Raw genomic sequence first — 13,525 nt, forward strand, 5'->3', positions numbered from 1 at the left:
CACATGAGTTTTTTAGATAGCCTTTAAAGAAGTCCACTTTGCCGAGTGGGCTTTTTTATTGCGCATTTTTAAATTCAAAACCAAGTTGCTCCCTTAAATATCTTTCCAAGTTCTCTCTCAGAATGATTTCGCCGCCATCAATTACATAATCATCAACTGGTGTTACTTCATCACCGTAAAAATCTATTTGCACATCCGTTTCAGTCAGCTTATCGTGCCAGTTGTTTATGACCATTGGATTTTCGACCATTCTTATTCTCCTCTCTGAATTTGTCTGCACGTCTATCCCATAACAGATGGAATTCACTATTGTTACGAATCATCGCACACCATTTACGAACTTCCAGAGCAGTTGCCGGTTTATGAACAAAATGAACCATCATCCTATACACCTGCTCACTACAGTTAAGTTGATACCTTGCTGTTGCATTTTCAATGCCGTTTCATAAAGACGTCCTTTGTTTGCAAGCCGGCTAATATCCTCAGTAAGAACCTTGATGCTTCCAGCGAGACTAATCGCTTCTTCATAATCACCATCACGTAAAGCCTCTGACAGCATGATTGATAGCTCTTCTGCTGATTCGATTTTTCTTTTTGCGATAGGAACATCTGACTTCAAGAAATGATTAGTATTCATACTGAAACCGCCTGCCTTCCTTCTTGTTTTGCCATAGCAACTTGATCAACTAGAGCTTTCCGCGTCCACCTATCTGCAAGCTCCTGCATTTTCAACCCGTGAGTACGAACAAGTGAATAAATCAATGTTTTGTTAGCCGCAATCAAATCAAAAATCTGCTTAATATCAGCCATCGGCAGCTCTTCAGTTTTACCTGGTCTATTATCAGTAAGCCAACGGGCTAAATGTTTGGTTGCTTGTAATGCTTCCTCCAATTGGTGAACCATATTAATCACCGCATTACTTGCACATTCATTGAGTGCCGGATCAATAGGAGCAGCGGCTGTGGGATGAAGTTTAAATAAGTAATGAACAAGATCAATATGTTCATAGGCATCGCACTTCTCAAACCACTTGATACATAACTCTGGAGTAAGCTTGGCAAGTCCATTTTCAACATCTGAAACATACCTTTGATCCTTACCTCCGATTAACTTTCCGATTTGGTATTGGGAAAGACCTGCAGCCTTACGGGCACTACGCATAATCTGCGGTAAATTCCGCATGTTGTATGGGTTGTTCTCCATATGTTTGCCTCCTGTTATATTAGGTTTTTAGTTTTAAAATTGAAGTTGAAAGACCATGCTGTTTATAAATGACTTAGGCTGATTCCTTTTTATTTTTTTGCGCAAGCTTCTCTTGGTGTTCATTCATACGCTGAACAAGTATGCCACTGAGGTATTTGTAGGCTTTGGCCTCTGCCTGTTCAAACAGTGGTCCTTTTTTCAAGATGACTTTCATAATTAAAAGGCCTCCTTTGTGAATTCTAATCATGCTGAATCCTTAGAATTATGTTTCGTTTCGTTACATACATCCTCAAAAAAAATAGTCCAGTCAAAGCCTAATTTCTCTCCTATTTTTTTTGAGACAATAACACTAGGCTTCCTAGTACCATTTTCTATCATGGTGTAGTATGCTCTACCAATCTGTGCAGCTTTGGCAACTTCTTCTTGAGTAAACCCTTTTTCTAAGCGGTTTTTCTTAAGCCATTTTCTCATCATTTTTCACCCCCTTAATCAGAAAATGTAACGTTTCGTTACTTAGATAATAGTATCGATTCGTTACATTGTCAACACATTTTCATAAAAAAAAGTATCGTTTTGTTACCAAAACTTATATGTAACCCTTTGTTACGTTACAATGAGATATAGAATAAAAACAAAAGTCAGGTGATTAATATGTTCTCCGAGAACTTGAAAAAGTGCAGAAAACAAAAGAAACTAACCCAACAAAATATGGCTGATAAACTTGGAATTACTCGGCCTGCCTACACCGCCTATGAACTAGGTAGTCGTGAGCCTGACTATAAAACCTTAATTAATATTTCAAACATACTTGATGTTTCTTTGGATTATCTTCTTAAAGGAGAAAGCAATGAAAAAGTATTTCAGGATGAAGCAAAAAAAGTGTTAAACGATCCTGAAACATTCCTTGCAGCAAAAGACGGTGAGGTAACAGATGAGATCTTACAGGCTGCTTTGGAGATTATAACGGAGCAATTAAAAGAAAGACGGAAATCAGATAAATAAACGCAGTTAGTTTATTATTATTTATTTCTGTTTATTATGTTTAATTCTGTTTACTAATAAGATTTAGATTCTCATTTATATTTCATTCATACCCTCATTTAAAAAGTGATTTTGAATCCTTTACAAACCCTTACGTGACAAGGGTTTTTGTTGTTTTTCTCATTTATATTTTCATTTATGTTTCTTTTATATTCTCATGTAAAAAAATTGAGCGTTTATTGTGAGGGAAATTGCAGAGTATCGAAATGGGAAAAGAGGGCTTCTTGTTAAAAACCTTGCAAAGTGTATGTGAAAAAAATAAACAATACAATTATCGTAACAACAATAATTGTTTCTTTAATAAAATTTTTATTATCTTCATTCTTTTGTTTCTTTTTTTTAATCTCTTCTCTGTATTTTCTTTGAACCTCTTTCTTCTTATCATTATTTTTCATGATTAAACTCCTTTGAAGTCCATTTATTCCCTTGCCCCTATCATTTGCAATTGTAATAATTCACTAATGATTACACCAACAAAAAAGGATCGGCAAGTGCTTTTCACTCAATGGTAACCAACATAAGCACTAGCTGGACAGGTTTTAGGATGTATCTAATCGTTGAGGTTCCATTTCCTGCAACTGATCCAAAAACTTCCTTATGAAGAACAATCTCTTCTCTGTTGTGGGGATGCTACCAAAAATAGTAGGCAAATTGATAGCGGTATTAAAAAAACAGCTCATTAAATGCCATACTGGAACTGTCTTTGATTTTTGGATTTATTTTCTGATGCAGCTATTGCTATCCGTTAGTTTAATTAGAACTCAGATAATCCAAGACACGGTCAACTCTTTCATTGACTGAGCAGTCGTCTTCAATCTTTAACACTGGACAAGATAAATCTGCCATCCAATGTTCATGCAAAGCTCTACTTCTAACTTCCATTCCAGCATTATCATATAAAGAAGCCCACTCTAAAAATGTTTTTGATTGTTCATATTTACTGCCACCGGCTAACACTTCGTTTCCATAACGCTGAAATTCCCTGTGCCTTAGTCTCTCAAGCCGTATATCTTGTGGAATCCATAAGAAGACGACAAGGTCAAAATAACTTTTTAGATTATCGCCCCAGCCACACACTGCACCAGAAAGAATCCATTTTTCATTGATTGTTAAGTCTTTTTCAAGCAACTTTCTTCTTTCAGGAATTTCTCTTTTTTTAGTGAATTTGTCTAACCAATAGTAATTATCAGTATCAAGATGCGTATGAGGCAAACGCTTTGATAATGCAGCACCCAATGTTGAAGTTCCGACACCAGAGGCTCCCAATATGTGAATATTTTTTTTCATACTTCCCCTCCTTATTAAGCAACCAAACTCCCTGTTTGTTGCATAACGTACTTACTATTATTTTGACATAAATCCCTAAAAGACCTTTACTTTTCGAGGGAAATCCAGATGCGTGTTAAAATCATAATACTTACGAAAACAGTCATGATTAAACGGATTCATATTCCATCTCCTTAGACGCATTTTCCTATGAAAAAAGTCTTGATTTCCATATAATATTTAAACGAATCCAATTTTTAGATTGTCGTCTTTAAGGAGGTTTTTCATCTTGAGGTATACAAACAGTCATTTAGAGGATTGGATTGAAAACTTATACAAGAAGATTGATATTACAGAACCAGAACAAATTAATTTTGAACGGATTGCCGAGGCTTTAGATATCAGGCTTTCGTTTAAACCTGTTACAAGCTTCGCACTTAAACACAGCGGGATTTATAATATATGCTTGGACAGCCGAAAAAGCCGAACTGAACAATGGTATGATTTCGCTCATGAATTTTGCCATATATATAGACATGAAGGCGATAAAAAAACAATGCCTGCAACTTGGACAGATTATTTAGAGTGGCAGTCCAATTATTTTACATATCACTTTTGCATTCCAACTTTCATGTTGCGTAATATTAATCTTTCGTACATACAATCACATGCAATTGAAAATATAGCTTGGTTATTTAAGGTATCCCCTTCGTTTGCGAAGAAACGTTTGAGCATTTATTACAGGAAGCTGACTCAACCTTTATTTAATCAAACAGTTACGGGAAATCTGTGCACCCCCCTTTTGTAATTAATAATGAAATCCTCATGCATTTGCGCGCATTGAAAAAAACAAAAAAAGACGTCTCCCTTCACGATCCGATCGGGCAGGATAAGGAAGGGAATGAAATAAGCCTGATTGACGTTTTGAAATCAGAAAACGAAGACGTGATAGATACGATCCAGCTCAATATGGAGCTTGAAAAAGTAAAACAATACATTGACATTTTAGATGACCGTGAGAAAGAAGTGATTGTCGGGCGGTTTGGACTTGATTTGAAGAAGGAAAAAACGCAGAGAGAGATTGCCAAAGAACTCGGTATCTCACGCAGCTATGTATCGCGGATTGAAAAACGGGCGCTGATGAAGATGTTTCATGAGTTTTATCGGGCAGAGAAGGAAAAGCGGAAGAAGGCGAAGGGGAAATAATGCAGAAGAAGCCGGATCTCATACTCCGGCTTTCTCTATTTGAAAGAGTTATGAAAATCATTTTTTTCATCGCTGATAAGCTCTCCGAGAAAGACAGGCAGGATCGTAACAAATAACTTGACTTATAATCCTCCCTCAGGCATTCAAAGCCGGACGTTCTAAAAGCTCTCCTGAGAAAATCCTTAGATCGGTATACTTCAGTACATTCCTAGTCTCTGCTTTCTTTATAGAGGCCTCATCAATGCTCTCGATACCCTTACATATATGACTATCACAATGAGAGGACTTTTAATGAATATGAAGAATCAGTTAAAAAACATTGGTTAGAAGCAGTTCGTTTTAAAGAACTACTCATTTTATTTCTTCTTCAATTAAATCACTGATCGTTTAAGTACAATTCTTCACAATCTCTTCTGTTGACTCCAATCCCTAAGTAGTGCTCCTCCAGTACGGTGACACATATAGAGGGACGAGAAAATCTCATTAAAACTGCCCATCCGATGGCGGGCAGTTTAATTATTACCTCTCCTGTTCCTTTATCACCCTCTCAATCCCATATAAAATCAGTTTCAAGCCAAACTCAAATGCTCTGTCAGTCCCCATCAACTCAAACAGCCCGTTCGTAAACATCCTCCGGAATAATCCCGCATCTGTCTCGCTCATGGAATCAAGAAGGCGTATCATCTCCTCCCCCGGATGCTCTTCTTGGTCCTTTAGGATAGCAGTGACATTGCGCTCATGCTGATAATCGTCTAAAACGAAGTAGAAGACATAGTTTACAAGCGTAGTAACCACTTGCATTTTCTGCTCTTGCTTAAGTGGTGTTGATTCCACGCAGAGTAACATTCGATTCGTGAATCGGATGATGTCCGGTTCATGGGGCAGCGTCATCATCATGAGCTGCGTAGAGCAAGGATATCGGCTGAGCACGTTCCGTACCGTTATCGCAAGCCCCATCAGCTGCTCCTTCCAGTCTCCCTCGGAGTGGAACTCCTCCAGAATCATTTTCGATACTTGGTTAGCCAGACGCTGGTAAAGCTTCTGTTTGCTCTTGAAATACCAGTACAGAGAGGGAGCCTGAATCCCTAGCCTGTTGGCCAATCGTCTCATGCTGAATGTTTCGATGCCTCCCTCCCCAAGAAGTTCCCACGAGGTTTCTAAAATCTTTTCCTCTGAAATCTGAGGCTGTTGCTTTTTCATATTATCCGTCCTTTTATCTAACAGTGTAAGTTTCTCTTTACAGGTTTATAAAATGATGATACCATCTAACACTGTAAGACTCAAACTAACAGTGTTAGATTAAATATAAACAAGAAAGAAGTGAAATATAATGGATACAGAAAACCTCTATTATTTTGAAAAAGCACCGATCGCAAAAGCTGTTGCTCACTTCGCTATACCGATGATGCTAGGTACATCAATGAGTGTCATATATTCCATTCTAAATGCCTTTTTCCTTGGTACACTCCATAATACCGCCATATTAACCGCACTCGCATTAACCTTGCCGTTATTTGCAATCATTATGGCGCTAGGCAACTTGATTGGCATGGGCAGCGGTACATTCATCTCCCGTTTGCTCGGGGAGAAAAAATATGATGATGTAAAGCATGTATCCTCATTTGCCTTTTACAGCAGTTTAGTTCTTGGTCTTATTGTGATGGCAGTGGGTCTCCCTTTAATCGATCCAATTGTTCATGGCCTGGGGGCAACATCTGACTCCTTCGGCTTCACGAAGGACTATGTCATGGTTATGCTTATTGGTTCACCTTTCGTCGTATTATTTTTCACGCTGGAGAATATCGTGCGCTCAGAGGGTTCAGCAATCACGTCGATGACCGGTATGATTCTCAGTGTTGTTGTAAATATTATGCTTGATGCGTTAGTCATCTTCGTATGCCATTGGGGTGTAATCGGAGTTGCGTCTGCTACCGTCATTTCCAACTTGGCTGCGAGTTCATTCTATGCCTTCCACATGGGATATAAGAGCCAGTTCTTAACTGTCTCCGTAAAGTGGTTCAAGGTTGGCCTGGATATTCTGAGCAATGTATTAAAAATCGGCATTCCGGTCTTTATTATGAGTATTTTTTTGGGGGCAATGTCTCTTATCTTTAATCATTTTCTTGTCGAATATGGGGACAAAGCCGTTGCTGCATACGGAATTTCATCCCGCTTATTTCAATTTCCTGAATTTATTTTGATGGGACTATGTGAAGGGGTTGTACCGTTAATTGCATTCTCTTTTACAGCGGATAAATTACGCATGAAAAATACCATTGGATTTACATTAAAAGCGATTGTGACGCTAGCAGTAATGTTTGGCGTTATCGTCTATTTAATTTCCGACCATCTAATAGGTTTATTTACAAATGACCCGCAATTAATTAAAATAGGCAGCTACATTCTACATGTTACGTTTTTATCCATATTTATTACAGGGATGTCCTCATTATTTACTGGTATCTTCCAAGCTACCGCGCAAGGAACGGCCGCTTTTGTTATGTCATTTATTCAAGGAATTACTCTGATTCCTGTATTGTTCATCGCCAATCAGGTGAACGGCTTTCATGGGGTGGTTTGGTCACTTGTCATTGCAGATACAGTCGCATTCCTTGTAGGTGCCATCATGCTTTATGCTTTGAGGAACAAATTGCAGCCTGAATTGAATAGTTAAGTGCTAGTAAACATATGACATTTAAATCCGTATTGTAAACTAATCAAATATGTAAAAAAAGATAGTTTAGCCCTCATAATCGGCTAAACTATCCCCTTCTCAAATCCTCCCACTTTATTATTAATGTGGTTTAGAAGAATTGAACCCGCACGAGTTATTCCGCTCACTATCATTGATTATGAAGCTTATATATTAAAAAGTGAGCTCAAAACAGTAAACGTCGGGCTTTTTTACTCTCTTCCTTTTAAATACACGATTAGAATCATCAAAAACAATAATGATATTTACACAAATTGCGATTTACGCAAAAGTCACCACTCCTCTTTTCATGGACAGAAAAAGAGGAGCAAACCGATGTCTGCGTCTTAACGTTTTTCTTTGCACAACGTCTAGTATCTTCTTTGGATCAATTTTTCTGTAAGAAATTCAACAAGTGTTACTCAACGACATGAAGAAATTGTTTATGTCCTTTGTCATTTCAGTTATTCAACTATTGGTGTAAGTGAACTACCAGCCCATACCTCTCCCTTATTAAGGGTCCAGCTGTCATTATAAAAATTAGACCCACCTTTATTAACCGAAGGGCTGTGAACCTCATCCCAAGTTAGAAAGTACACGGTTTTCGGATATTTTTGTTTGACTGTATTAAGAAACGCAGAATAATCCAAATTACCATCTTGTTTTTGTGTGCCGATTTCTGTGAACGCAAATGGCTTATTAAGAGCTGTTAACTCATCATATCCTTGAATTGTAAAATCATCTGAGAAATACGCATCTAATCCAACAATATCAACATATGAAGATCCAGGATAAAAGTCAGTCTTAAAGTCTCGATTGGCGTCCGGTGAGTAAACCCATATCAGGTTGTCCAAACCTCTTGTATCAGTCATATAATGATAGATTTTTTGATACAGTTGTTTATAAAGTGAGAAGCGCTGGCTGTCTTTTTTGTTATATTCGGTTAGTCCCCACCAAAACCATTCTCCATTCATTTCATGAAGAGGCCTGAATAGAACAGGAACACCTTCATTTTTTAACTGATCAAGGCCATCTGCAACTTTGCTCAGAACAGCCTCTAACCGCTTGCCCTCTGTAGTTGATGAGTCTAAGATCTTTTCATACTCACTGTTTGAAATATGGGAAGCATTTTTCCCAAAAGTACTGGATGCAGGATTAGCTAGATGTAAGCTAATCTGTGGTATTCCACCACTTTTCCAATATGAGATTAAGTCACTGTTGCAACTATAGTCGATCGTCTCAGTAATATCAGAAATATAGGGCTTCTCCAACCATCCACTGGAATAGTCACAACCATAAATTGCGGGTAGCTGGCCTGTAGCATTCTTAATTTGGTTGGCTTCTTTCATGGAAAACGAAGCATTTGTGAATCCGCCGAATGCACCTGACAGTATGCGATTTTCAGATCGGTTTGGCAGATGAGCCAGCCAATTCATCAACTCTTTCGTTGTTGCCTGTGCATTAGGATTCACAGGGTAAACTGTATGAGCAAGAGCCGACTGTGAAAAAGATGAAACGATTATGAAAGATAGTAATATAAAAACACCAATTTTTTTATACATATATATTCTCCGTCTTCTACTTTTTATTATTTTAATCATTTATTCTGTTAAAGATTTATAAAGCACAGAATCTATTAAGTCATTTACGCTTTTTCATCCCCTTTCATATTTAAAATAAGAGAGACCTTCCTTAGAGATATTTGCATTTACCCATTGTAAATCTCCATTTTTTGGGCATTAATTATATTAAACCGAAAAATATCTTCTTTCATCAGACGTTTCACCTGTTTTTTACTGTATGCCTCACAGACTATAAAGCAAACTTTTCCTTTTGCATTTAAACCTTATTACCTATTTCATTAAGTCGAATTATTTTCGATATTAAGTGGTGGATGATTTTCACTCTCTTTTTTTATCCTTTTAAATTATTTTAAAAAATAATCAAAAAACAAATCATTTTGATCCCTATTCATAGCAACCAACGTTACTTTTGGTACAAAGTCCTTTATAAACAGAAAGAGGAGCAAACGTATGGTTTACTCCTCTAACTTAGTTTCTTTCTTCTTGGTTTTTCATAATCTGATGTTTTCCTTAACAGCAGTTCCAACCCGTCACTTTCTCCGCAGCATATAATCAAGATTCTAATACCAATCCAAAAGTTATTTTGATCTACTGAGAATTTTAATTTGCGGTGCCCTATTGCCTTTTTCTCTCTGACTCATAGTCAATTTTAAACCATTCAATAAAAAACCCTCAATTGATGTTTCATATTCATTTGATTTTCAAAAACTTCAGCAGTATCAACCTGTTAATCTTTCATTTTACCCGATGACTCATATCAAAGGAGCTCTAACCAAATTTTAATAGCTGTCGCACCTATTAATTGCGCTAAAACCCATTGCAGGAATTTTGTATTTACTTTTTGCCCAACTGATGCACCAATAGGAGATGCAATTAAACTAGCAATCATAAGAACCAGGGCTGGTACAAAAAGAACCTGGCCCGTCATTACTTTTCCAACTGTTGCGCCAATAGATGAAAGAAATGTAATCGCAAGAGATGAAGCGACTGTGATTCTAACAGGAATATTTAAAATCGATAACATAATGGGGACTAGGATAAAGGCGCCGCCAGCTCCTAAAATACCTGATACGCCACCAATGATAAACGCTAGGGACGAAGCTAACCATTTATTAAATATCACTTCTTCGCCTTCTCTATGGGCTTGTCCTCTTTTAGGTATAAACATTAAAATAACTGCTATAATAGCCAGAATTCCGTATATAAAGTTAATTCCTTTTTCAGATATATAATGAGAAAAGTAACTCCCCAATACACTCCCTAAAAGGATGCTGCTTCCCATGTAAATTATTAATGCTTTATTTAGAAGACCACTCTTACGATAAGCCCAAACACCGCCAAGTGTCGCAAAGAAAACTTGAATAGCCCCTATCCCTGAAACTTCATGGGCAGTTAATGACATCACTCCCACTAAAGAGGGAATATACAACAGCATTGGATAATTAATAACTGCTCCGCCAATACCAATCATTCCGGAAATAAAGGCACCAATAAACCCTATAATGAAAAGAGTTGTGATAAAGGCAATATCCACTTTGGTTTCCTCCTATCAAAGGAAAAGGGTATCTTTCTATTCGATACCCTTTCACATTCATTAGCCTTTTTGAATCCAAAATTTCAATACATCGCCCTCGTCCGTTTGCTCTAAAAGGTCATGTCCGCCTGATTTAGACCAGGCTACAAGATCATTTTTAGCTCCCTTATCTGTTGCATGCACTTCTAATATTTGACCTGATTCCAGTTCATTCATCGCTTTTTTTGTCCTGACGATTGGCATTGGGCATGCCAGGCCTTTTGCGTCTAATACTTTATCTGATTTCATGTTCATCTCTCCTCTTATTAATAGAAACTTGTGTTACCGTATTGCACAGCGGTTTGGGCCAATCTCCATTTCACGCTGTTTTTCTTCATCTTGGCTGATTTTCCCCATGTTTGTTTCTCGAATCTCTTGGTATGCATTTGGTTGCGGAGGCAAATGATCTGTTACTAGGTGTCTAAATTCTGTTTCATCCGCAATGTTCAAACCATGGTTCTCGCTAAATAATGTACTTAGTTTTTTACCAACACTTCCATCCTCATTTAGCTCGTCAATGATCATAAAGTGTGCCGGTAATACAATTAAATCCTTTGATAACGCTTTGTAACGGCTATAAAGCGTTTTTCTTAAATCTCCTACCCAATCTTCTGCCATACCGGCTAAGTCTGGTCTGCCGATTGAATCAATAAACAAAATATCACCTGAAAGAAGATACAGATCATCGACAATGAAAGAAGTGGACCCAATCGTGTGTCCCGGAGAATAAATCGGTTGAATTTTAATCGTTGTATTTCCAATGATCATGTCGTTTCCTTCTTCCAACGGCTGATAATCGAATACCACTTCTTCAGCATCTTTAGGCGGTAACCAGTAGGTTGCTTTTGTTTTTTCAGCAATGACTCTGCCGCCTGAAATATGGTCCGCGTGAAGATGTGTATCAAATACGTGAGTAATCGTTGCACCCTTCTCCTTCGCAAAATCCATAAAGAAATCTACCATACGTGTCGCATCAATAATTGCTGCTTCACCATTGGAAATGACCATGTATGACAGGCAGCCTTTACCGATTCGAACAAACTGATACATCTCACCGCCATCTTTTAAATCCCCGACTTTTACCGGCTCTAAATGTTCGCTCCATGCTTTCATTCCCCCCTTAAGATAGGATACAGAATGACCTGCTTCAGATAGCATTTCGGATACCATGACGGATGAACCTTCTTTTGCACAAACGACCAGCACTTCTTTATCAGAAGGAATTTTCTCCAATATATCTTCTACGCCATCTAAAAGATCAAAATAAGGAACATTCAAATGGTCAAAGTCATGCCCTTCTATCTTCCAATCACTAAAATCATTTTCATTACGCACATCCAAAATAAATAAAGGTTCTTTGTTAAAGATTTTTTTTGTCACTTCTTTTGGGGTCATTGCCTTTACGGTCATGTTTCAATACCTCCTATATCAAATCTTTTAGCGGGACTAAAATGTTAAGGGTACATCAGCATCTTTAGTAAAATCTAAAAAGGTAACAGCCCCGCCTACTTCGATTCCTTCCATAAAATCATCTTTTGTTAAACCCATAACGTCCATCGTTATTTGACAATCAAATCATGCAACTCCCATTTCAATCAGTTAAGAATAGAAGGCACATACTTTATAAGCATCAAACAGACCGCCATTTGCCGCAATAATCGCTACTCATCTGTTCATCATGCTTTTTATTTATTCGGTTTTACCTGTCCAATCCCGCATACCGGGGACAACATTAATAACCTTTTTAAAACCTTGTTTCTTCATGGTGTGGGCCGCCATTTCACTTCTTCTTCCCGAATGGCAGATAATATAAATTTCATCATTTTTGTTTAATTCATTAGAGCGCTTTTCCACTTCACCAAGAGGGATATGCACAACTCCAGGAATATGAGCTTTTTCATACTCCTCTATCTCTCGTACATCTAAAATGTTAAGAGACTCGTCACTATCCACTTTCTGTTTGAAAGCTTCTAATGAAATCTCAGGAATTGAAGATGCATTTTCTGATGAATGCTCTCCTCCTTTTCGAAGAAAATGACGAAGTATTTCTCCCTCTGCTTCAGTACCTAGATATTCATGGCCTGTACTTTTTGCCCATGCTTCCAGATCTGCTGTGGAACCTTTATCTGTTGCTTGAATTTCCAATACTTCACCAGCTTTTAAATCCTTCATTCTCTTCTTCGTTTTTACGATAGGCATTGGACACGCCAAACCTTTAGCGTCTAGTACAATAGTTGCTTTCATCATTTTTTTCCTCCTTTTCTCATATAGGGGTGGGGGTATATAAATATACAAAAAGTTTCTCACTAGAAGTTAATACCATGTATTCATGCCCCTTTTATATTTGTGATCTTTTTAAATCCTTGTTTCTTCAATATTTTTACTTCCCTTTAAACTTCTCCTTCCGCTTAGCAATGAGTAAATGAGTAGCATTAGATAAATAAGTTGACACTGCCTTCCTCAGCATCTGCCAAATAAGCTGCTACACCAGCATAGTCAATATCATCTAATAGTTCTTTTTCCTGTAAACCAAGAAGATCCATTGTCATCGTACAAGCTACGAGCTTTACCCCCTGTTCTTGAGCCATCTCAATCAACTGAGGCAAAGGAAGTGCATTATGCTTTTTCATCACATTTTTAATCATTTTAGGGCCCATACCTGCAAAGTTCATTTTAGATAAACCCATCTTATCAGCACCACGAGGCATCATCTTTCCAAACATTTTTTCAAGAAATCCTTTTTTCACTGGAATCAGCTCTTCTTTACGTAAAGCGTTTAATCCCCAAAAAGTATGGAAGATCGTCACTTCATGATCGTAGGCAGCTGCACCATTTGCAATAATATAGGCTGCCATTGCCTTATCATAATCCCCGCTAAATAAAACAATTGTTGTGCGTTTTGTTTGTTCTGTCATGTTGATTCTCCTAACCAATTACCCCAGCGGGTATATTAAAGTCAAA

Annotated in this window: 18 protein-coding genes and 3 pseudogenes; 5 read left to right on the forward strand and 16 right to left on the reverse strand. The window is 37.6% G+C overall.

The features are described from left to right. Nucleotides 1-55: 55 nt before the first annotated feature. The 6 genes from NSQ12_RS13550 to NSQ12_RS13575 all read right to left on the reverse strand — a co-directional run bounded on the left by NSQ12_RS13550 (nucleotide 56) and on the right by NSQ12_RS13575 (nucleotide 1,677). On the reverse strand, nucleotides 56-250 hold the full coding sequence (locus tag NSQ12_RS13550) for a hypothetical protein (protein WP_003229905.1): 195 nt from the start codon (nucleotides 248-250) through the stop codon (nucleotides 56-58). Continuing rightward, the gene (locus tag NSQ12_RS13555; protein ID WP_120028409.1) at nucleotides 210-383 is read right to left on the reverse strand and encodes a hypothetical protein; all 174 of its coding nucleotides are present in this window, start codon (nucleotides 381-383) and stop codon (nucleotides 210-212) included. The genes NSQ12_RS13550 and NSQ12_RS13555 overlap by 41 nt, the downstream gene beginning before the upstream one ends. Next, on the reverse strand, nucleotides 380-637 hold the full coding sequence (locus NSQ12_RS13560; protein ID WP_015714340.1) for a YqaH family protein: 258 nt from the start codon (nucleotides 635-637) through the stop codon (nucleotides 380-382). The genes NSQ12_RS13555 and NSQ12_RS13560 overlap by 4 nt, the downstream gene beginning before the upstream one ends. Next, nucleotides 634-1,203 (reverse strand): helix-turn-helix transcriptional regulator, encoded by a 570-nt coding sequence (locus NSQ12_RS13565; RefSeq protein WP_015714341.1) that lies wholly within the window; start codon nucleotides 1,201-1,203, stop codon nucleotides 634-636. Before NSQ12_RS13565 ends, NSQ12_RS13560 begins: the two co-directional genes overlap by 4 nt. 73 nt (nucleotides 1,204-1,276) lie before the next feature. Further along, nucleotides 1,277-1,417: a hypothetical protein gene (locus NSQ12_RS13570; RefSeq protein WP_003229902.1), complete on the reverse strand. Its 141-nt coding sequence runs from the start codon at nucleotides 1,415-1,417 to the stop codon at nucleotides 1,277-1,279. A gap of 29 nt (nucleotides 1,418-1,446) precedes the next feature. Next, on the reverse strand, nucleotides 1,447-1,677 hold the full coding sequence (locus NSQ12_RS13575; RefSeq protein WP_004398958.1) for a helix-turn-helix transcriptional regulator: 231 nt from the start codon (nucleotides 1,675-1,677) through the stop codon (nucleotides 1,447-1,449). Between the two features lie 177 nt (nucleotides 1,678-1,854). On the opposite strand from NSQ12_RS13575, the gene sknR reads away from it, so the two are divergent. Next, complete coding sequence (gene sknR / locus NSQ12_RS13580; RefSeq protein ID WP_004398704.1) at nucleotides 1,855-2,205, forward strand: transcriptional regulator SknR; 351 nt, start codon at nucleotides 1,855-1,857, stop codon at nucleotides 2,203-2,205. A gap of 266 nt (nucleotides 2,206-2,471) precedes the next feature. Here sknR and NSQ12_RS13585 read toward each other — a convergent pair whose 3' ends face one another. Together NSQ12_RS13585 and NSQ12_RS13590 are read right to left on the reverse strand one after the other, a co-directional pair. Continuing rightward, entirely contained in the window at nucleotides 2,472-2,639 is a 168-nt protein-coding gene (locus NSQ12_RS13585; RefSeq protein ID WP_003229900.1) for a hypothetical protein, read from the reverse strand. 355 nt (nucleotides 2,640-2,994) lie between these two features. Further along, nucleotides 2,995-3,531: an AAA family ATPase gene (locus tag NSQ12_RS13590; protein ID WP_004399117.1), complete on the reverse strand. Its 537-nt coding sequence runs from the start codon at nucleotides 3,529-3,531 to the stop codon at nucleotides 2,995-2,997. 268 nt (nucleotides 3,532-3,799) lie between these two features. Between NSQ12_RS13590 and NSQ12_RS13595 the strand changes: the two genes are divergently transcribed. The 3 genes and pseudogenes from NSQ12_RS13595 to NSQ12_RS13605 all read left to right on the forward strand — a co-directional run bounded on the left by NSQ12_RS13595 (nucleotide 3,800) and on the right by NSQ12_RS13605 (nucleotide 4,832). After that, on the forward strand, nucleotides 3,800-4,318 hold the full coding sequence (locus NSQ12_RS13595) for an ImmA/IrrE family metallo-endopeptidase (protein WP_015714342.1): 519 nt from the start codon (nucleotides 3,800-3,802) through the stop codon (nucleotides 4,316-4,318). A 5-nt stretch (nucleotides 4,319-4,323) separates the two neighbouring features. After that, nucleotides 4,324-4,716, forward strand: a pseudogene (locus NSQ12_RS13600) (sigma-70 family RNA polymerase sigma factor); the annotation flags it as partial. Further along, nucleotides 4,716-4,832 (forward strand): hypothetical protein, encoded by a 117-nt coding sequence (locus NSQ12_RS13605; protein WP_003229898.1) that lies wholly within the window; start codon nucleotides 4,716-4,718, stop codon nucleotides 4,830-4,832. The pseudogene NSQ12_RS13600 and the gene NSQ12_RS13605, both read left to right, overlap by 1 nt. Before the next feature lie 403 nt (nucleotides 4,833-5,235). Here NSQ12_RS13605 and NSQ12_RS13610 read toward each other — a convergent pair whose 3' ends face one another. After that, nucleotides 5,236-5,916, reverse strand: coding sequence for a TetR/AcrR family transcriptional regulator C-terminal domain-containing protein (locus NSQ12_RS13610; RefSeq protein ID WP_015714344.1), 681 nt, complete (start codon nucleotides 5,914-5,916; stop codon nucleotides 5,236-5,238). 130 nt (nucleotides 5,917-6,046) lie between these two features. Here NSQ12_RS13610 and NSQ12_RS13615 point away from each other — a divergent pair, with 130 nt between their 5' ends. Next, on the forward strand, nucleotides 6,047-7,390 hold the full coding sequence (locus tag NSQ12_RS13615; protein ID WP_038429355.1) for an MATE family efflux transporter: 1,344 nt from the start codon (nucleotides 6,047-6,049) through the stop codon (nucleotides 7,388-7,390). A gap of 482 nt (nucleotides 7,391-7,872) precedes the next feature. On the opposite strand, the gene NSQ12_RS13620 is transcribed toward NSQ12_RS13615, so the two are convergent. From NSQ12_RS13620 to NSQ12_RS13650, 7 genes and pseudogenes are all read right to left on the reverse strand, one after another. Beyond that, nucleotides 7,873-8,970, reverse strand: coding sequence for a glycosyl hydrolase (locus NSQ12_RS13620; protein WP_106073596.1), 1,098 nt, complete (start codon nucleotides 8,968-8,970; stop codon nucleotides 7,873-7,875). Nucleotides 8,971-9,748: 778 nt separating this feature from the next. Then, on the reverse strand, nucleotides 9,749-10,525 hold the full coding sequence (locus NSQ12_RS13625) for a sulfite exporter TauE/SafE family protein (RefSeq protein ID WP_339174902.1): 777 nt from the start codon (nucleotides 10,523-10,525) through the stop codon (nucleotides 9,749-9,751). Nucleotides 10,526-10,585: 60 nt separating this feature from the next. Continuing rightward, nucleotides 10,586-10,813: a sulfurtransferase TusA family protein gene (locus NSQ12_RS13630; protein ID WP_339174904.1), complete on the reverse strand. Its 228-nt coding sequence runs from the start codon at nucleotides 10,811-10,813 to the stop codon at nucleotides 10,586-10,588. Nucleotides 10,814-10,846: 33 nt separating this feature from the next. Then, nucleotides 10,847-11,981 (reverse strand): annotated as a pseudogene (locus NSQ12_RS13635) (MBL fold metallo-hydrolase). A gap of 29 nt (nucleotides 11,982-12,010) precedes the next feature. Continuing rightward, nucleotides 12,011-12,223: pseudogene (locus NSQ12_RS13640) on the reverse strand (DsrE/DsrF/DrsH-like family protein). A gap of 30 nt (nucleotides 12,224-12,253) precedes the next feature. Then, nucleotides 12,254-12,811, reverse strand: coding sequence for a sulfurtransferase TusA family protein (locus NSQ12_RS13645; protein WP_015251636.1), 558 nt, complete (start codon nucleotides 12,809-12,811; stop codon nucleotides 12,254-12,256). Nucleotides 12,812-12,996: 185 nt separating this feature from the next. Beyond that, nucleotides 12,997-13,479: a DsrE/DsrF/DrsH-like family protein gene (locus tag NSQ12_RS13650; protein WP_015251635.1), complete on the reverse strand. Its 483-nt coding sequence runs from the start codon at nucleotides 13,477-13,479 to the stop codon at nucleotides 12,997-12,999. Between the last annotated feature and the right edge of the window lie 46 nt (nucleotides 13,480-13,525).

It is taken from the genome of Bacillus sp. PS95 (genome assembly GCF_037963565.1).
In the GTDB taxonomy this organism is placed as follows: Bacteria; Bacillota; Bacilli; order Bacillales; family Bacillaceae; genus Bacillus; species Bacillus subtilis.